Source organism: Methyloversatilis sp. MC4-4 (assembly GCF_049843555.1).
GTDB lineage: Bacteria > Pseudomonadota > Gammaproteobacteria > Burkholderiales > Rhodocyclaceae > Methyloversatilis > Methyloversatilis discipulorum_B.
The window spans coordinates 517,221-536,088 of record NZ_JBBHZK010000003.1; the positions used below are offsets into that span (position 1 = coordinate 517,221).

The following is an 18,868-nucleotide window of genomic DNA, read 5'->3' on the forward strand; positions in this document are numbered from 1 at the left end:
TAGCTTTTGCGGGACACGATGGACGGAATTCAGTGAGTTGGCCGCGAGCTTAGCAGCGACGACGGATTCTGCAGGCGCGGCGCCGCCGGCGATGAACCACCGACCGCGCGTCGCGGGTCGGGACCACGGCCCCGATCGCGTGCAATCAGCGTTCCTGCGGCCGCAGGAAGTCCGGCATGTCGGCCGGCGCGGCCTTCCAGAACGGCACGGTGCGCGTGGCGTCGATGTCCGCCTCCAGCCATTCGATCGGGATTGCGTAGCGCTCCTCACCCGCCGTCTTCGCGACGAAGGCGAGGATGCCGACCAGTTCGCCGGCCACGTTGAACAGGCCGCCGCCGCTGTCGCCGATGGCAAAGGGCACGCTCACCTGCATCACCGGCGCGCCATCCATCGCGAAGGTGCGGTCCAGCGCACCGACCAGCAGACGTACATCGACGCCGTAGGCGCCGTTGAAACCGAGCAGGCGGTCACCGGGCTTCAGGTCGCCTGCACGGGCGATCTTCGCCGCCGGAGCCACCAGTTCCGGCACCGACAGCACGCACAGGTCGCGCCAGTCGTCGCGACGAACCACGCTGGCCGGCTTGGCCACGTACTGATAACTGGCTTTCAGCGACTTCGCGCCGGCGATCACGTGGCAGGCGGTCGCCACCCGCTGCCCCGGCAGCACGACACCGCTGCCGATCGAGATCGATCCGTCCGGCTGTTCGGCCTGCACCCGCACCGTGGTCTGGATGGCGGTGGCGATGTTCATCGCCTGCGCCGAACAGGCGGCAAGGGCGAATCCGAGGGCGGCGATCGTTGTTCTCATGGCGGGCTCCGGTCGGCAGGCTGAAACGCTGGCTGCGCTTCCGACTGCGGCTCACGCACTTGGTTTCATCGGTGGGCGCCAATGGTATGGTCGGGAAAAAACGCGGAGAAAAGCGCATGCGGCTGACGATGAACACGCAAATCCTGCTCGGCGCACTGATCGGCGTCGGCCTTGGCCTCGCCCTCGGCGCACTGCCGGACGAGGCCACGACGCGCGTGCAGGGGCTTTACCTCGCCGGGCTGATCGGCGGCATCTTCGTCGCGCTGCTGAAGATGGTGCTGGTGCCGCTGGTGTTCTCGTCCATCGTGGTCGGCGTCGCCCACCTGCGCCAGCACGGCAACATCCGCCGCGTCTGGGTGACCACGCTGCTGTTCTACCTGCTCACCGTCACCATCGCGGTCATTCTCGGTATCACGGCGGCGAATGTATTCAAGCCGGGGGCCGGCATGCACCTCGACATGTTCGCCGACGCGCTGGCCGGCTTCCAGGCAAAGCAGCTGCCGTTTCCCGACTTCGTCCAGCAGTTCCTGACCGGTCTGTTCAAGAACCCGTTCTCCGCACTGGCCAACGGCGAGATCGTCGCGCTGGTCGTGTTCGCGCTGATCCTCGGCATCGCGCTGGTGCAGGCGGGCGACCGCTACCCGATCATCAATCGCGGCATGGAAGAGATGCAGGACCTGTCGCTGCGCATCGTCGGCGCCATCATGAAACTGGCGCCTTGGGGCATCGCCGCGCTGCTGGCCAGACTGATCGCGACACAGGATCTGGCGCTGCTGGAAACGATGGCGCGCTTCGTCGCCGTGGTGCTTGGCACCACGCTGCTGCATGGCGTGATCGTGCTGCCCGGCCTGCTGTGGCTGATCACCCGCGTGACACCGCTGGCGCTGTGGCGCGGCGGTCGCGAATCCTTCCTGACCGCGCTGGCCACCAGTTCCAGTTCGGCGACGATGCCGATCACGATGCGCGTCACGCAGCAGCATTTCGGCGTGCGCCCCGCCACCGTCGGCTTCGTCGTACCGGTCGGCACGACGATGAACATGGACGGCACGGCGCTGTACGAAGCGGCCGCCGCGCTGTTCATCGCCAGTCTGGTCGGCATCGAACTGAGCGCCGGTCAGCAGATCGTCGTCTGCGTGATGTCGATGCTGGCTGCGGTCGGCGCACCGGGCATTCCGAGTGCCGGCATGGTGACCATGGTGATGGTGCTGCAGTCGGTCGGGCTGCCGGCCGAGGCGATCGCCATCCTGCTGCCGATAGACCGGCTGCTTGATGCGGTCCGCACCGTGGTCAACGTCGAGGGCGACATCGTCGGCAGCATCGTGGTCGACCACGTCGCAGGCGCAGACGCACCTCACGATCCAGCGAATCTTGAGGTGCGCGCCTGAGGCGCGCATTTATGATGCAGTGCACGAACATGCCTTTGCGGTGACCGCCATGGACCCGACCCCCGCCACCTCGCCGGACGCGCCGCGCCCCGGCCCGCTCTTTCCGTGGATGCGTCTCGACCCGGCGCTGCAGTTCATGCTGATGATCGGGTTGGCGGCCGTGCTGGCCCTGCTGTCCTGGGCCTTCGCCGATTCGCGCACGCCGCAGGCCATGCGTCTGGGCCTGCTGGCCGGACTGGCCGGCTTCGCCGCGACCGCCATCGGTGCAGCCCCCGCGCTGGGCCTGCGCTCGCTCGGCCAGCGCGGTTCCGACGTGCTGCTCGGCTTCGGCGCCGGCATGATGCTGGCCGCCTCCTCCTTCTCGCTCATCGTGCCCGGCCTGGCCGCCGGCGAAGACCTGACCGGCTCACGCAGCCTGGGCGCAGCGGTGGTGGTCACCGGCATGGCACTCGGCGTCTGGCTGATGATGATGCTCGACGCGATGACGCCGCACGAGCACGAGCACTGCGGCAGTTGCGGCCCGGAAACGCGGATGGGCCGCGTCTGGCTGTTCGTCAATGCCATCGCGCTGCACAACCTGCCGGAAGGCATGGCGATGGGCGTGTCCTTCTCGCAGGCGGACATGACAGTCGGCCTGCCGCTGTCGACCGCGATTGCGATACAGGACATTCCGGAAGGCCTCGCCGTCGCGGTCGCGCTGCGCGCGGTCGGCATGTCGCCGCTGAAGGCGGTGGGCATCGCCGCGCTGAGCGGTTTCATGGAACCGCTGGGCGCACTGATCGGCGTCGGGCTGTCCAGCAGCTTCGCGCTGTTCTACCCCGGTGGGCTCGGCCTCGCCGCCGGCGCGATGATTTTCGTGGTGTCGCACGAAGTCATCCCGGAAACCCACCGCAACGGCCACGAAAAAGCGGCCACGCTGGGGCTGATGGCGGGCTTCATGGTGATGATGGTGCTCGATACGACTCTCGGCTGAGGCGCGGCAACTCAGACCGTCGCCCCGGCGCTGCGTCCCGCGGCCGCCGTCGGCCTCGGACTGCACTTCAGACGACCGTCGAGAGCAAGCTCGCTCCCACAGAAACCCTTGCTCCAGCTCAGTTCCCCGGCGTCACGCCATTCGGCAGCAGCACCCACATCCTTCCCTGCTGCTTCATCTTCCCCGCCTGTGCGCCGGCCTCCGGCCCGAAGCCCCAGAAGAAGTCGGCGCGCACGCCGCCCTTGATGGCGCCGCCGGTGTCCTGCGCCATCATGAGCCGGCGCAGCGGCTGGCTGCTGTTCGGTCGCGTGGTGTCCAGCCACACCGGCGCGCCGAGCGGCACGCTGCGCGGATCGATCGCGATGACGCGACCACCCGCGATCGGCACGCCGAGCGCGCCGAGCGGGCCTTCTGGCAGGCCGGGCGCCTGCTTGCCTATCGGCAGTTCGCGGAAGAACACATAGCTCGGATTGGCCGCCATCATCGTCGCGACACGCGACGGATTGGCGCGCGCCCACTCGCGTATGCCCTGCATCGACGCCTGTTCGAGCTTCAGTTCGCCCTGGTCCACCAGCCAGCGGCCGATGGACTGGTAAGGGTGGCCGTTCTGGTCGGCATAACCGACACGCACCCGGCTTCCGTCCGGCAATTCCACCTGACCCGAACCCTGCACCTGCAGGAAGAACACGTCGATCGCATCGGCTGCCCAGAACAGCGCCTTGCGGTCGAGTTCGGCGGCGCGGGCATCCAGTTCGGCGCGCGTCCAGTAGGGCACGACCTTGCGACCATCGAGCCGGCCGCGCAGCCGCATGTTCTTCAGGTCGGGATGCACGCTGGCCAGATCGATCACCAGCAGGTCGTCCGGCACGCCGTGGATCGCGTACTTGTATGCGCCGCCGCGCGTGCGGTTGGCTTTCAGCAGCGGTTCGTAATAGCCGGTGACCAGACCCTGATCGCTGCCGTCGCCATTGAGCAGTTGCCAGGGGCGGAAGAAGGATTCATAGAACGCACGCACCGCGGCGCGGTCTGTCGCATCGAGCATGACCAGCGCGGCGCAGGGCTCCGCCCAGCCCGGCTTGTTCGCCACCGCGCTGCACGATGCGCGCAGCGCCGGCAGGGATTCGCGCAGATCGTCGTCGCTCCAGCCTTCGAGCGCGGCCCACTCGGCCGCCACCAGCTTCGGTGGCAGCGGCTTCGCCTCGGGAGCCGGTGGCGGCGGGCACACCGGGCAGGCGGCGCAGGCCGGGCAGGCCGGACAGCTCTGCGGAACGGGCTGCGGCGCAGGCGGACACACCGGGGCGGCGACCGGCGCCGGTTCCACACGGGGCGCCGGCTTCGGCGTGCCGGCACAGGCCGCCAGCAGCAGCGACATACAGATCAGGACACCTGCGCTGCGCAGGCGGATTTGCTGGAACATCGGGATTTATTTAGATTGGTGCGCCCGCGAGCGCCGAGTGCGCAATGATAACGAGCACCTGCCCCACAGGCGGGTGCGACGACAACGAAAGCTTCATTCCCATGTGGTTATTCCTGCTCGAAGCCGGCACCGCGCTGGCGCTTTTCCTGTTCATCCTGTGGTGGACCCTGCCCAAGAAGGAAAAGGACTCCGCCGACGACAACGGCACCACCCCATCCGGCGACAAGGAGGGTGACCGTGAACAGCCGTGATGGTTTCGAAAGCCTGATTGCGCGTGCGCACGCGCTGTTCGACCGGCTGGAGCAGATCCTGCCGCCGGCACCGGTCGAACCGGACTGGAAGGCGATCGCCTTCCGCTGGCGTCGCAGCAACGGCCGCGGCCGGCTGGAGGCGGTCGCCCATCCGCACAAGCTGCGCCTGGCGGATCTGCGCGACATCGACGTGCAGAAGGCGCGCATCAAGGCCAACACGCAGCAGTTCGTCGACGGCAAACCGGCCAACAACGTGCTGCTCACAGGCGCCCGCGGCACCGGCAAGAGCTCGCTGGTGAAGGCGCTGCTGAACGAATACGCGAAGAAGGGCCTGCGCCTGATCGAGGTCGACCGCGACGACCTGACCGACCTGCCGGACATCACGGACCTGATCGCCAGCCGGCCCGAGCGCTTCATCATCTACTGCGACGACCTGTCCTTCGAATCCGGCGAACCGGGCTACAAGGCGCTGAAGAGCATCCTCGACGGTTCGGTGTCAGCGGTGCTCGACAACGTGCTCATCTACGCGACGTCGAACCGGCGCCACCTGATGCCCGAGTACTTTTCGGAGAACCGCGAGGCGAAGCACGTCGACGGCGAGGTGCACCCGGGCGAGGCAATCGAGGAAAAGGTGTCGCTGTCCGAACGTTTCGGGCTGTGGCTGTCCTTCTACCCCTTCGACCAGGACGCCTACCTGAACATCGTGAACCACTGGCTCAAGAGATTCGGCCTGAGCGCGGACGACATCGAAGCCGCGCGCAGCGCCGCACTGCTGTGGTCGCTCGAACGCGGCGCCCGCAGCGGCCGCGTCGCCTGGCAGTTCGCGCGCGACTGGGCCGGCCAGCACGCCGCGCGGGGCAAGTAATGAGCGAACGCAAGCAGGTGGCCGTGGCGGCCGCCGTCATCTTCCGCGACGGACCGCACAGCCGGGAGTTCCTGCTCGGCCAGCGCGCGCCCGGCACCTTCTACCCGGGCTACTGGGAGTTTCCGGGCGGCAAGGTGGAAAAGGGCGAGGCGCCGGTCGACGCGCTGAAGCGCGAACTGGACGAGGAACTGGGCATCCGCGTCGAGCACTGCACGCCGTGGATCACGCTGACTCACGAGTACGAGCACGCGCACGTGCGGCTGCATTTCTTCCGCGTCGAGCGCTGGAGCGGCCGCGTGCATGACCACGTGCACAGTGCGCTGGCCTGGCAGTCCGCCGATGCGCTCACCGTGTCGCCGATGCTGCCGGCCAACGGCCCGGTCATGAAATCGCTGCGCCTGCCGTCGCGGATGGCGGTGACGCACGCCTTCCAGATCGGCGCTGCCGCCCAGCTCGACGCGATCCACCAGGCCTGCCGCCGCGGCCGACTGCTGCTGCAGATCCGCGAGCCGGTGCTTGACTCCCCGGCGCTCGGCTTCGCGCGAGAGGCGATACGGATTGCGCGCGACCACGGCTGCCCGGCGGTGCTGAATGGCAGCGTCGAAATGGCGAAGGAGCTGGGCGCCGACGGCCTGCACCTGAAGGCCGCCCAGCTGGCGGGGCTTGCCGTGCGGCCCGATTTCGAGTGGGTCGGCGCCTCCTGCCACACGGCGGACGAGCTGGCGCAGGCGGTTCGCCTGGGCCTGGACTACGCGGTCGCCGGTTCGGTGCTGCCGACCGCCAGCCACCCCGGGGGCGACACCCTGGGCTGGGACGGCCTTGCGGCGCTGCTCGCCGGCAGCCCGCTGCCGGTGTTCGCCATCGGCGGCCTCGACGACAGCCATCTTGCGCGCGCCCAGGACTGCGGTGCGCACGGCATTGCCGCCATCCGCGGCGCCTGGGTGCTGTAAACAATGGATCGCCGCCGCTTCCTGCTGCAGCTGGCCGCGCTCGCCGCCCTGCCGTCGCGACTGCGCGCGGCGGAAGCGGATTATTCGCGCGGGCTGCTGTGGGCGGTGCGCAGCGGCGACGCGCCGGTGAGCCACCTTTACGGCACGCTGCACAGTGGCGATCCGCGCGTGCTGGCGCGTGCGTCACCGCTGCGCGCGCGCATTGCCGAGGCCCGTCTTTTCATGCCGGAACTGGTGACCGACGCCGAGGCGGTGTCCATCTACCAGGCGGCCAGCGTCTATGGCAGCGACGACCTGCCACGTCGGGTCGGCCGGGCGAAGTGGCCGCGCATCGAGAAGATGCTGACACTGCACGGCGTCGATCCGCGGGTGGCCGTGCGCCTGCGCCCGTGGGCGGCGCTGCTGACGCTGCTGCAGCCGGTGGCCGCACAGCAACCGTCGCTCGACGAAGCACTGATCACGCTGGCGCGCGCGCAGAAGGTGGCCGTTCGGCCGCTGGAGCAGGTGCAGGAACAGATAGACGCCATCGCGCTGCTGCCGGAGAAGACCCAGATCGCGCTGCTGATCGACGCCGCGCGCCGGCACGACCGCCTGCAGGCCGCCATCGAGCCGATGACCGTCGCCTGGCTGGCCGGCGAGGTGGGCGAACTGTCGCGTATCAACAGCGGGCTGATGTCCGAAGACCCGGCGCTGCGCGAGCATGCCCGGCTGTTCATGCAGTCCCTGCTCGGCGCGCGCAACGCCCGCTTCGCCGAGCGGCTGCTGCCGGAAATCCATGTCGGCGGCGTCTTTGCCGCCTTCGGCGCCTCCCACCTTGCAGGCCCCGACGGGGTGCTCGCGCGCCTCGCTGCGGCCGGCTGTCGAATCGAATCAGTGACTTGACGCTCCAGTTTTTAACAATCGTGCCGTAATCCAGACACGATGAATCGTTCGGCTGGGCATTCCGCCCAGCACGGATGCACAGGAGACGAGCCATGATTTCATTCAACCGTATGTCGGTTGTCAGCCAGCTCTCGATATCGATCGGCCTGCTCTGCGCGGTCATTTTTGTCGCACTGATTGCGGTCGTGTCGGTATCGAGCAATCGCGCTGCGATGGAGCAGACCCAGAGCGCCCTCGGCGATCAGGCCGACGCGACGGCAAAACTGCTCGATCTGAGCTACGAGAACGCACTGGCCAATGCCGCCAAGGGCATGGCCGCCCTGAGGGGAGCGCTGGGCACGGTCACCATCGACGAAGACACGGTGGCCATGGGCAAGTACCCGGCGGTACGCGTGGCGCGTGCGGGCGGCAACGTACTGAACGGCGACGAAGCCCGGATGAAATCGACGCGCGACCTGATCGGCGCCGATCCGGCCGTGATGGTGCGCGTCGGCGACGAATTCGTCCGCGTGGCGACACTGCTCAAGGACGCCGAGGGCCGTTCGCAGGCCGGCGTCGCGATCAAGAGCGGACCGGATACCGCTGCGCTGCTCAAGGGCGACAGCTACCAGGGCGTGGTGATGCGCAACGGGCGCTTCTACATTTCCTCGCTCGAACCGATCAAGGACGCCGCCGGTCGCGTGGTCGGCGCACTGTCCGCACGCGTCGACGTGCAGCAGGGCATCGATCAACTGTTCGAATCGCTGAAGTCCATCCGCGTCGGCGAAACCGGCTACATCCACGTGCTCCGGCCGGGCGAAAGCGCCGACGACACGACCATGCTGTTCCACCCGGTACACGCGGGCAAGACGGTGAAGGAGATCGGCAACGACACGCTGACCCGCATCATCGGCGAACAGATCAGCAAGAAGAATGGCGACCACATCTACGACTGGCCGCGCGAAGACGGCTCGCTGGCGCCGAAGATTGCGGCCTACCGCCTGTCGGACAACTGGGGCTGGATCGTGTCGTCCGGCGCTCACGTCGAGGAATTCACGCGCTCGAACATCCAGCTGCGCAATCTGCTGATCGGCATTTGCGTCGCCTCGGCGCTGATGTTCGCCGGCCTGACCTGGTGGCTTGCGCGCAGCCGGCTGAGCCGCCTGAACAAGGTGTCTGCCGCGATGACCCGGCTCGGCAACGGCGACTTCAGCCAGCGCCTCGACGTGGTGACGGGCACGACGCACAACGAACTGGACCTGATTTCGATCCAGATGAACGAAGCGACGCGCAAGACCGCCGCGCTGATCACCGCCACCGCCGAGGCGGCGAGGGCGGTCGGCAATGCGGCGCGCGAACTGCGCGCCGGATCGAGCGAAGTGGTGAATGGTTCGACCGAACAGAGCAGTGCGGCCGCCGGCCTGGCCGCCGCCATCGAGGAACTGTCGGTCAGCATCACGCACGTGGCCGACAGCGCCGGCGTCGCCGACGGCATCACGCGCGAGGCGCGCAGCGCGGCCACCCAGGGCGAACAGAAGCTGTCGAGCATGGTCGAGGGCATGCAGCGCATCGCCGCCGAAATCAGCGATGCCTCGTCGGCGGTGACCGATCTGGCCGGCCGCACGCGGGAAATTTCTAACGTCGGTCGCATCATCCAGGAGATCGCCGAACAGACCAATCTGCTGGCGCTCAACGCAGCGATCGAAGCGGCGCGCGCTGGCGAATCCGGCCGCGGCTTCGCGGTCGTCGCCGACGAGGTACGCAAGCTGGCCGAGCGCACTGCCGCGTCGACGCAGGAGATCGCCAATATGGTGAGCAGCGTGCAGGCCGATGCCGACAAGGTGGTACGCCGCATAGGCGAGGTCAGCGGCCAGGTCGGCGCCGGCGTGACGCTGGCCACCGAAGCGGGCGAAGTGCTGCGCGTGATCAGCGAACAGAGCGAGCGCACCGCCGAGGCGATGAAGGAAATCGCCGCTGCCACGCGCGAACAGAGCAGCGCCAGCCAGTCGGTGGCGCAAGGCGTCGAACGCATCGCGGGCATGGCCGAGCAGAATGCCGACATCACCCGTCGTGCCGACGGTCAGACGCATGGCCTCGAAGTGCTGGCCGGCCAGTTGCAGGACAACGTCGGCCGCTTCGTGGTCTGAGCGCCGCCAACGGTCACCAGCGTCTTGTCCAGCCTGATTCAATCCAGCCTGCGCCGACGCGGCGTCATCTGGATATTCTGCCTGCTGGTCATCGCCGGCAACTCGGCCTGGGTGTTGCAGAGCATGGACACCCTGGTCGAGGCCAAGACCCCGGTCGAACACGTACAGAACCGCCTGCGTACCAGCCGCGTGCTGCTGGAAACGCTGCTCGAAGCGGAATCCAGCCTGCGCGGCTACCTGCTGACCGGTGACCGGCGCTTCCTGCAGCCCTATCACAGCGCCCTGACCACGCTGCAACGCGTGCGCGGCGAGGTTTCGCGGCTAATGTCCGACGATCCGGCACACGCGCGGCGCGTGCCCGAACTGGACCAGGCCATCGACGACAAGCTGGCCGAACTGGACGAGAAGGCGACGCTGTTCAGCCAAGGCGACCGCGACGCCGCATTGATGCGCGTGGCCGAAGGTCACGGCCGCGAGCGGATGGAACGGGTGCGTCGGCTGATGGACGACTACCGGACCGCCGAGCAGGCCATCCTCGACATGCACTTCGGCCGCCAGGCCGAAGCCATCCGCCACGCCTACCTCACCTTCACCATTTCGACCGCGATCAGCGTGCTGCTGGTCGTGCTGGTCGCCTGGCTGATACGCAATTCGGCCCGCAGCAGTGCGCAGGCGGAAGCGGAACTGCAGTCGCGCAACCGCGCACTCGCCGAGGCCCTGGACAGCACGGCACGGCAGAGCGCGCACAGCAACGCGCTGTCCGAACTCGGGCGCTTCCTGCAGTCCTCGCGCGACATGGACGAGGCGATGGCGCTGCTCGACCACTACCTGCCGCAGGTCTTTGCAATACCGGCCGGCGCGCTCTACCTGACCGCCGCATCGCGCAACCAGCTGCGACTGGCCTGCCAGTGGGGCGACATTCCGAACGACGAATTCTTCGAACCGGGTGACTGCTGGGGCCTGCGCCGCGGCCAGCCCTACACGCAACCGGACGCCGAGGCGCCCACCCGCTGCGCTCACCTGCACGCCCCCGAGAACGCCGGCAGCCGCTGCCTGCCGATCACCGCGCACGGCGAGGTGATCGGTCTGATCAGCCTGCATGGCCGCGGCCACGAGTACGCGCTCAGCGAAGAACAGCTGGCGCAGACGCTGGAACAGGTCGCTCTGTCGATCGGCAACCTGCAGCTGCGCGAGACGCTGCGCCAGCAGTCGGTGCGCGACGCACTGACCGGACTGTCCAACCGCCGCTACCTGGAGGAATCGCTGGCGCGCGAATGCGCGCGTGCGCAGCGCAAGAACCTGACGGTCGCGGTATTCATGATCGACGTCGATCACTTCAAGCAGTTCAACGACAGGCACGGCCACGAAGCCGGCGACGCCGTGCTGCGCACGGTCGGCCGGCTGCTGCGCGACCACGCCCGCGAATCGGATATCGCGGCACGCTACGGCGGCGAGGAATTCACGCTGGTGTTGCCGGAAGCCGACCGCGACGCCGCGCTGGCACGCGCCGAAATGCTGCGGGCCGCCGTCGAGAACCTCGAACTGAGCTTTCATGGCAGCGCGCTGGGCACGCTGACCATTTCGATCGGCGTCGCGCTCTATCCGCGACACGGTCACTCGCCGACCGATCTGATGCGTGCCGCCGACCAGGCCCTGTACGTCGCCAAGCGGAACGGACGCAACCGCGCACACCTGGCGGAAAGCGGCAGCCCGGCCATCGCCGCCTGAGCGTCGGCGGCGCAGCGTATACTCGCGCTCGCCCATACATCGACACACCATGCTCAGCTACCGCCACGCCTTCCACGCCGGCAATCCGGCCGACGTACTGAAGCACTTCGTACTGGTCGAACTGCTGCAGTACCTGAACCAGAAGGACAAACCCTACTGGTACATCGATACGCACGCCGGTGCCGGCGGCTATGCGCTGGACAGCGGCTACGCGGCAAAGAACGCCGAGTACGCCGAAGGCATCGGCAAGCTGTGGGCTGCGCCCGATCTGCCTGCGGCGCTCGGCACCTATGTCGACGTCGTGCGCGCCTTCAACGACGGCGATGCGCTGCGCGCCTATCCCGGTTCGCCGATGATCGCGCGCGCCCTGCTGCGCGAGCACGACCGGATGAAGCTGTTCGAACTGCACACGACCGACAACAAGCTGCTCAACGCCGCCTTCGCCGACGCCGGCCGCAGCGTGCGCATCGAGAAGCTGGACGGCTTTTCCAACCTGAGGTCGCTGCTGCCGCCGCCGCCGCGGCGCGCGCTGGTGCTGATCGACCCGCCCTACGAAATGCGCGAGGACTACCGCTACGCCTTCGAAACGCTGCGCGACGCGGTCACCCGCTTCTCGACCGGCACCTACTGCCTGTGGTACCCGCAGCTGCAGCGCATGGAGTCGCGCGATCTGCCGGCCAAGCTCAAGCGCATGAAGATCGACGCCTGGCTGCACGTGTCGCTGACCACGCGCACACCGTCGCCCGACGGTTTCGGCATGCACGGCAGCGGACTGTTCATCGTCAATCCGCCGTGGACGCTGCCGGCGACGCTGAAGGCGACGATGCCCTGGCTCACGAAAACGCTGGCTGCCGATGCCAGCGCGAAGTTCGAACTCGATTTCAAGATTCCGTAAGGCCCTGCCATGGTGCTGCAGACCTCGATCGACGCGATCACCCACGCCATCGGCCTCGCCGTGGCGCCGGTGTTCCTGCTCACCGCCATCGCCACGCTGATCACCACGCTGAACAACCGGCTCGGTCGCATCATCGACCGCCGCCGCGTCGTGCTGGCGCGGGGCGGCCAGCAGTGCGAAGACGAAACGATGAGCAACGCCACCGAGCTCGAACTGCTGTCGCGGCGTGCGAAGCTGGTCTATCTGGCCATCCTGTTCGCCGTCGCCTCGGCGCTGATGGTCTGTCTGGTGGTGTCCTGCGCCTTCTTCGGCGTGCTGTTCACGGTGGTGCTGGCCGACCTGCTGGCCGGCTTCTTCGTGCTCGCCATGCTGGCGCTGATCACGTCGCTGAGCCTCTTCCTGCGCGAAGTGTTCGTCGCGGTCTTCACCGCCACCCACGCCAACCGCTGACACCCCGACACAATCGGCACCTAAAGCCCTCTCCGATGCGGGCCGTTGACCCGGCATAAGGTCGACGGAGGGCTCCATGGCGATCAACACCTGCTACGGCGCCAGCGCGTCGACCGATCCGGTCCGCGCGGTGGCCGAACTGGCGGCACAGACCGGCAGCACCGGCAAGGACGGGCTGCTGTTCTTCTGTTCGCCGGATGTCGACCTCGCGGTACTGGGTCGCGAACTGGCCCGTACTTTCCGGTGCCCGACGGTCGGTTGCACCTCGTCCGGCCACTTCGGCCCCGCCGGCTTCCAGCGCTCGGGCATCATCGGCGTCACCTTTTCGGGCGGCGGGCTGCGCCTGCGCACCTATCCGGTGACCCCGCTGGCCGCCTACGTCGACCAGGTGAGCTGCATCGCGGAGGACATCCGCGCCCGGTCGGACGCGACACGCGATCTGAACCGCTTCGGCATGCTGCTGGTGGACGGCCTGTCGATGGCCGAGGAAAGACTGGTCGCGGCGCTCTACCAGCACGTCGGCAATCTGCCGCTGATTGGCGGCTCGGCCGGCGACAACCTGAAGTTCGAACACACCTACGTCTACGTTGACGGCCTCTTCCTGAGCGATGCCGCCGTCTTCACGCTGTTCGAGACCACCCATCCGGTGGCCACCATCAAGACCCAGCACTTCGCCGCCGGCAGCACGGAACTCGTCATCACGAGCGCCGACCCCGAGCGGCGCATCATTCATGAAATGAATGGCGAACCTGCAGCCAGGGCCTATGCTGAAGCGATAGGTCAGCGCATCGAGGCACTGACGCCCGCCGTGTTCTCGCGCCACCCCCTGGTGCTGCAACTGGGCGGCGATGCCTACGTGCGCTCGATCCAGAAGGTGAACGATGACCTGTCGCTGTCCTGCTACTGCGCCATCGACGAAGGGCTGATCGTATCGATCGGTCGCGCGCTCGATCCGCTGCAGACCATTGCCAGCGCGATGGCCGAACTCCGGCGCGACGTGCCCGAACCGGCGCTGGTGCTCGGCTGCGACTGCATCCTGCGTCGGCTGGAATTCGAGCAGGCAGCGATCGATGACGACATGAGCCGCCTGATGGCCGCCAACCTGCTGTTCGGCTTCTATACCTATGGCGAGCAGTACAACGGCCTGCACGTGAATCAGACGCTGACCGCTGTGGCGATCGGAGGATAGACATGCCCACCCTGCCGCAACCCGACATCGAGGCGCGCCTGAGCGAACTGGAACACAAGCTGGTCGCGCGCGACAAGACGATAGACGCGCTGAAGCGGCGCCTCGCCCAGCAGGACGAAGGCATGCGCAACTCGCCGTTCGCGCTGCTCGAACAGAACATCAGCCTGGCCAACGTGGTCGCCCGCAAGACCGGCGAACTGGAGCAGGAAAGACAGGCGCTGCAGAAGACGCTGGGCGAGCTGCGACAGACACAGACGCAGCTCCTGCAGTCGCAGAAGATGGAATCGATCGGCCAGCTCGCCGCCGGCATCGCGCACGAGATCAACACCCCGACGCAGTACGTGGCCGACAACATGAGCTTCATCGACATGGCCACCACTTCGCTGCTGGCGCTGGCCGATCGCAGCATCGCGGTGATCGCGACCCTGCGTGCCGGCGAGCCCGACCCCGCGCTGCTGGCGGACTTCGACGTCGCCCTGCGCCGGACCAAGCTCGACTACCTGCGCCGGCAGATTCCGGACGCGCTCGCCCAGTCGAAGGAAGGGCTGGCACACATCGCGCGCATCGTCAGCGCGATGAAGGCCTTCTCGCATCCGTCGGGCGTCGACAAGGTGGCGGTGGACATCCGCGAGGTCATCGCGACCACGGTCACTGTCGCCCGCAGCGAATGGAAGTACGTGGCCGAGATCGATACGCAGGTCGATGACGACCTGCCCGACCTGCCGTGCCGACGCGACCTGATCGGCCAGGCGCTGCTGAACCTGGTGGTGAACGCCGCACACGCCATCGCCGAGACGCTGTCCGAGGGCGTGCGCGACAAGGGGCTGATCCGGATCACCGCGACACGCTTCGGCGACCGGCACATCGACCTCAGCGTGGCCGACGACGGCCCGGGCATCCCGCCGGACATACGCGAACGCATCTTCGAGCCCTTCTTCACGACCAAGCCGGTCGGCAAGGGCACCGGGCAGGGTCTGGCCATGGTCTACACCACTGTGGTCGACCAGCACGGCGGCGAAATCCTGTGTGAATCGGACGTCGGTCGTGGCACCCGCTTCACGATGCGTTTGCCGCTGTGCATCGACAACGACGAGGCAACGCCATGCAGGTAGTGTTCGTGGACGACGAAAGCCGCGTTCTGGCCGGCATCGAGCGCACGCTGGTGATGCGCGAAACCGACTGGGCGTGCCGCTTCTTCACCAGCGGTCAGGCAGCGCTCGACGCGCTCGACGCCGAGCCGGCCGACGTCGTCGTATCCGACATGCGCATGCCCTTCATGGACGGCGCCGCGCTGCTCGGCGCCGTGCGCGACCGCTGGCCCGGCACGCTGCGCATCATCCTGTCCGGCCAGTGCGACACCGCGTCGACGCTGCGCATGCTCGACGTCGCTCACCAGTTCGTATCCAAGCCCTGCGACAACGCGGTGCTGCTTGCCGCGGTGCAGGCGGCGCTGGCGCTGCGTGCGATGTTCCGCGACGCCTCGGTGATCGACGTGATCGGCCGCGTGAACCGGCTGCCCAGCGCGCCGCGCATCTTTGCCGAACTGACCCGGCTGCTTGCCGATCCGGCCAGCGACAGCCGTCATGTCGCCCGCCTGCTGAGCAGCGACCCCGCGCTCAGCGCGCGCATCATGCAACTGGCCGGTTCCGCCTACTTCACGCTGGGTGCGCGCATCACGAGCATCAACGACGCCATCACCCGCCTCGGCATCGATCAGGTACGGCTGCTCGTGCTCGCCTCGCAGGTATTCGCCGACGCCGCGACCGATCCCTTCGTCGATCACCTGCAACGGCGCGCGCTGCAGGCGTCCTGCCTGGCCGACCGCATCACCGTCGGCCGCCGCGGAGGCGTCGCCGCCACCGCTGCCTTGCTGGCGCGCATCGGCCTGCTGGTCGAACCGCTGCGCAGCGAAACGATGCAGGACGCCACCACCGTCTGCGACACGCCGCTGCACGCCGCGGTCGGCGCCTATCTGCTGGGCCTGTGGGGCCTGCCGATGGACATCGTGGACGCCGTCGCGCGGCACACCCACCCGGACCGCGCCTCCGCCCCCGGCTTCGGCCTGGCCGGCACCGTGCACGTCGCCGTCGCGCTGGCCAACGGCCAGACGCCGGACCTCGCCTATCTCGAACGCGCCGGCGTGATCGAGCAGTGGCCGCAGTGGCAGGCCTACAACGCAGCACTCACCACGGACCATGACGATGACTGAAGACACCCTGCCTCGCGTGCTCTGCGTCGATGACGAACCCAACCTGCTGGCGGCGATGGAACGCACGCTGCACAGCCGCTTCGACGTGGTGACCGCCAATGGCGGTATCGCCGGGCTGGACGCCATCCAGCTCGGTGAGCCCTTCGCCGTCATCGTGTCGGACATGCGCATGCCGGGCATGGATGGCGCCACCTTCCTCGCACAGGCGCGCGAACAGGCGCCCGATGCCGTGCGCATCCTGCTCACCGGCCAGGCCGACGTCGAGTCGTCGATCGCCGCCATCAATCGCGGCGCCATCTTCCGTTACCTGTGCAAGCCCTGCCCGTCCGACGTGCTGATCGCCACGCTGGACGATGCCGTGCGTCACTACGACCGCGTGCGGGCCGAGCGCGACCTGCTCGAAACCACGCTCACCGCGGCGGTGAACACGCTGACGGAGGTGCTCGCCATGGTGGCGCCCTGGGCCTTCCAGCGAGCCACTTTCGCGCACTCGGCGGTGCAGCACGCGCTGTCGCGGCTGGACTGGGCGGACGGCTGGATCTACAGCATCGCCGCCGCACTGAGCCAGCTCGGCTGCGTCGGCATACCGCCCGAACTGATGCAGGCCGATGCCGCGCAACGTCATCTCGGCCCCGACGAAAAGAAGCTGCTGCGCGAACACCCCGAGGTGGCAAGCCGGCTGGTGGCGGCCATTCCGCGGCTGGATCTGGCCGCCGAGATCATCCGCTACCAGTCGGACAACCCGCCGCCCGACGCGCCGCTCGAAGTGATCCGCGGTGCGCCGCTGCTGCGCGCTGCGCTCGAACTGGAGCGCGACTGGTCACGTACCAAAGCGACGCGCAGCCCGCGCGACGTGCTGCGCACCGTGCAGCCACCGGTGCCCGACTACATCGTCAGGGCACTGGCCGACTTCCGCAGCGAGGTGAACCACCACCGCGCGGCGCGCGTGCGCGACCTGGTTCCGGGCTGGGTGGTGGACGAGGACGTGCGCTGCACGAACGGCATGATGGTGCTGTCGCGCGGCCACGAACTGACCGATACCGCGATCGCCGCGCTCAGTCGCCTGCTCGCCGCACAGGCCATACGCGAACCGATACGGGTGCGCAGCCGCGCCGACTGAAGCGCCGGTCGCCCCGCATCACGGATCGCCGGCCAGCGCATTAAGAACGGTTAACAAATCATGCGCCGATCGGCGCAGCGCGGCGGCCGATCTGCATCACGGGAATTGAACGCGCACTGGCTACCCTGATCGTCACCTTGTCTTCTGCAAGGCGTTCATTCAATCAGGGAGTCCGACAATGCAGCCCCGCAAGCTCGCCATAGCCGCCGCCATTGGCCTGATGGGCGTTTCCGCCCAGCAGGCTTACGCGGCCGACAACACCCACTTCGACAACTTCACCGCCCTGCCCGGCAACGTCGCCGCCGGCTCGCTGCCGGAAAGCGCGCCGCTGCAGCTGTCCTCGCCGCTGTTCTCGCAAAAGGTGCTGGCCGACCGCGTCACGCAGCTCGCCAACGGCCAGTCGAACAGCGGCAACTGGGACATGATCACCGCCAACGAGACCGGTACCGACGCCGGTCGCTACCTGTTCATGCCGTTCGAAACCGGCGCCGGCGGCGTGCAGCGCACCGACCTGTGGACCGGCATCACCAAGACCATCGTCCAGTCCGGCACCCAGGGCTTCGTGGCCGGCGACTTCTCGCGCTGGACGCCGTGGGGCACCTACATGACGGCTGAAGAGTCATGGGGCACCAACAGCACCTACGGTCGCCTGTTCGAAGTGACCAATCCGCTGGCCGACACCTCCAGCGCCAACTTCATCCACCGCAACGTGGTACCCCGCGTGTCACACGAGGGCGGCGCGTTCGACAAGAACAACAGCTTCTACTTCATCGACGAATTCAACGGCGGCTCGATCTACAAGTACGTATCGGCGGCGCCGGGCGCGACCACCGGTGACAGCTACTTCGACAAGGGCCAGACCTTCGTGTTGAAGGCCAATGGCGGCAACAACGCCAACGCCGTCGGCGCTGCCAGCTGGGAAGCAATCACCACCGCGACCGGCACCCCGCTGGCCAGCACCGTGAACGCCATGGTGAACGTCGGTGGCGGCACCTTCTCGATGGATGGTCGTGCCGCAGCCGACATGGTCGGCGGCACCAACTACCAGCGTCCGGAAGACCTCGAACTGCAGGTGCTGGCCAATGGCGACGAAGTGCTCTACATCGCCACCACGACCACCAACGAGGTGTATTCGCTGAACCTCGCAACCAACGAAATGAAGCTGTTCGCCAGCCGCGCGACCTTCAACTCGGTCACCGGCGACGCCGTCGGCAGCGAGTTCACCAGCCCGGACAACCTGGCCATCGATGCCAACGGCAACATCTACATCATCGAAGACCAGCCGGGCGGTCGCGCCGACATCTGGTTCGCGCAGGATGCCGATCGCGACGGCGTCGCCGAATCGCTGAGCCGCTGGGCCTCGCTGTCGACCGAAGGTGCCGAACCGACGGGCCTGTACTTCGACAAGTTCAACCCGAACGTCGCCTACGTGAACATCCAGCACCCGAACAGCGGCAACGACACGCTGCTGCAGATCACCGCGGTGCCGGAGCCGGAGAGCTACGCCATGTTCCTCGCCGGCCTCGGTCTGCTGGGCATGATCGCGCGCCGTCGCAGCCGCGTCTGAGCATTGCTGCCGGGGTCGGCCGACACCCGATCCATGCGTCGCACGCGGATGAA

Annotated in this window: 17 protein-coding genes; 15 read left to right on the top strand and 2 right to left on the bottom strand. The window is 67.7% G+C overall.

Features of this window, described 5'->3' with window-relative positions:
• Nucleotides 1-145: 145 nt before the first annotated feature.
• Nucleotides 146-808, bottom strand: coding sequence for a trypsin-like peptidase domain-containing protein (locus WDZ97_RS15410; protein ID WP_425763325.1), 663 nt, complete (start codon nucleotides 806-808; stop codon nucleotides 146-148).
• 116 nt (nucleotides 809-924) lie between these two features.
• On the opposite strand from WDZ97_RS15410, the gene WDZ97_RS15415 reads away from it, so the two are divergent.
• Entirely contained in the window at nucleotides 925-2,193 is a 1,269-nt protein-coding gene (locus tag WDZ97_RS15415) for a dicarboxylate/amino acid:cation symporter (RefSeq protein WP_425763326.1), read from the top strand.
• A 49-nt stretch (nucleotides 2,194-2,242) separates the two neighbouring features.
• Nucleotides 2,243-3,166, top strand: coding sequence for a ZIP family metal transporter (locus WDZ97_RS15420; RefSeq protein WP_304000541.1), 924 nt, complete (start codon nucleotides 2,243-2,245; stop codon nucleotides 3,164-3,166).
• Nucleotides 3,167-3,284: 118 nt separating this feature from the next.
• On the opposite strand, the gene mltA is transcribed toward WDZ97_RS15420, so the two are convergent.
• Nucleotides 3,285-4,583, bottom strand: coding sequence for a murein transglycosylase A (gene mltA, locus WDZ97_RS15425; protein ID WP_425763327.1), 1,299 nt, complete (start codon nucleotides 4,581-4,583; stop codon nucleotides 3,285-3,287).
• Between the two features lie 44 nt (nucleotides 4,584-4,627).
• On the opposite strand from mltA, the gene WDZ97_RS15430 reads away from it, so the two are divergent.
• From WDZ97_RS15430 to WDZ97_RS15490, 13 genes are all read left to right on the top strand, one after another.
• On the top strand, nucleotides 4,628-4,834 hold the full coding sequence (locus WDZ97_RS15430; RefSeq protein ID WP_425763328.1) for a hypothetical protein: 207 nt from the start codon (nucleotides 4,628-4,630) through the stop codon (nucleotides 4,832-4,834).
• A complete protein-coding gene (locus WDZ97_RS15435; protein ID WP_425763329.1) occupies nucleotides 4,821-5,699 on the top strand; it encodes an ATP-binding protein in 879 nt (292 codons plus the stop codon). Before WDZ97_RS15430 ends, WDZ97_RS15435 begins: the two co-directional genes overlap by 14 nt.
• Nucleotides 5,699-6,649: a Nudix family hydrolase gene (locus WDZ97_RS15440; RefSeq protein WP_425763330.1), complete on the top strand. Its 951-nt coding sequence runs from the start codon at nucleotides 5,699-5,701 to the stop codon at nucleotides 6,647-6,649. The genes WDZ97_RS15435 and WDZ97_RS15440 overlap by 1 nt, the downstream gene beginning before the upstream one ends.
• A gap of 3 nt (nucleotides 6,650-6,652) precedes the next feature.
• Nucleotides 6,653-7,531: a TraB/GumN family protein gene (locus tag WDZ97_RS15445; protein ID WP_425763331.1), complete on the top strand. Its 879-nt coding sequence runs from the start codon at nucleotides 6,653-6,655 to the stop codon at nucleotides 7,529-7,531.
• Between the two features lie 92 nt (nucleotides 7,532-7,623).
• Complete coding sequence (locus WDZ97_RS15450; protein WP_425763332.1) at nucleotides 7,624-9,657, top strand: methyl-accepting chemotaxis protein; 2,034 nt, start codon at nucleotides 7,624-7,626, stop codon at nucleotides 9,655-9,657.
• A gap of 24 nt (nucleotides 9,658-9,681) precedes the next feature.
• The gene (locus tag WDZ97_RS15455) at nucleotides 9,682-11,385 is read left to right on the top strand and encodes a diguanylate cyclase (RefSeq protein WP_425763333.1); all 1,704 of its coding nucleotides are present in this window, start codon (nucleotides 9,682-9,684) and stop codon (nucleotides 11,383-11,385) included.
• A gap of 49 nt (nucleotides 11,386-11,434) precedes the next feature.
• A complete protein-coding gene (locus tag WDZ97_RS15460; protein ID WP_304000553.1) occupies nucleotides 11,435-12,280 on the top strand; it encodes a 23S rRNA (adenine(2030)-N(6))-methyltransferase RlmJ in 846 nt (281 codons plus the stop codon).
• 9 nt (nucleotides 12,281-12,289) lie between these two features.
• Nucleotides 12,290-12,730 (top strand): DUF2721 domain-containing protein, encoded by a 441-nt coding sequence (locus tag WDZ97_RS15465; RefSeq protein WP_020166027.1) that lies wholly within the window; start codon nucleotides 12,290-12,292, stop codon nucleotides 12,728-12,730.
• A 76-nt stretch (nucleotides 12,731-12,806) separates the two neighbouring features.
• Nucleotides 12,807-13,919 carry an FIST N-terminal domain-containing protein gene (locus WDZ97_RS15470; protein WP_425763334.1) on the top strand — a complete coding sequence of 371 codons (1,113 nt, stop codon included), beginning with the start codon at nucleotides 12,807-12,809 and terminating at the stop codon, nucleotides 13,917-13,919.
• A gap of 2 nt (nucleotides 13,920-13,921) precedes the next feature.
• Nucleotides 13,922-15,031, top strand: coding sequence for a sensor histidine kinase (locus WDZ97_RS15475; RefSeq protein WP_425763335.1), 1,110 nt, complete (start codon nucleotides 13,922-13,924; stop codon nucleotides 15,029-15,031).
• The gene (locus WDZ97_RS15480) at nucleotides 15,022-16,128 is read left to right on the top strand and encodes an HDOD domain-containing protein (RefSeq protein ID WP_425763336.1); all 1,107 of its coding nucleotides are present in this window, start codon (nucleotides 15,022-15,024) and stop codon (nucleotides 16,126-16,128) included. Before WDZ97_RS15475 ends, WDZ97_RS15480 begins: the two co-directional genes overlap by 10 nt.
• Nucleotides 16,121-17,248 (top strand): response regulator, encoded by a 1,128-nt coding sequence (locus tag WDZ97_RS15485; RefSeq protein WP_304000557.1) that lies wholly within the window; start codon nucleotides 16,121-16,123, stop codon nucleotides 17,246-17,248. The genes WDZ97_RS15480 and WDZ97_RS15485 overlap by 8 nt, the downstream gene beginning before the upstream one ends.
• A 178-nt stretch (nucleotides 17,249-17,426) precedes the next feature.
• Nucleotides 17,427-18,815: an alkaline phosphatase PhoX gene (locus WDZ97_RS15490; protein WP_304000558.1), complete on the top strand. Its 1,389-nt coding sequence runs from the start codon at nucleotides 17,427-17,429 to the stop codon at nucleotides 18,813-18,815.
• Nucleotides 18,816-18,868 lie beyond the last annotated feature (53 nt).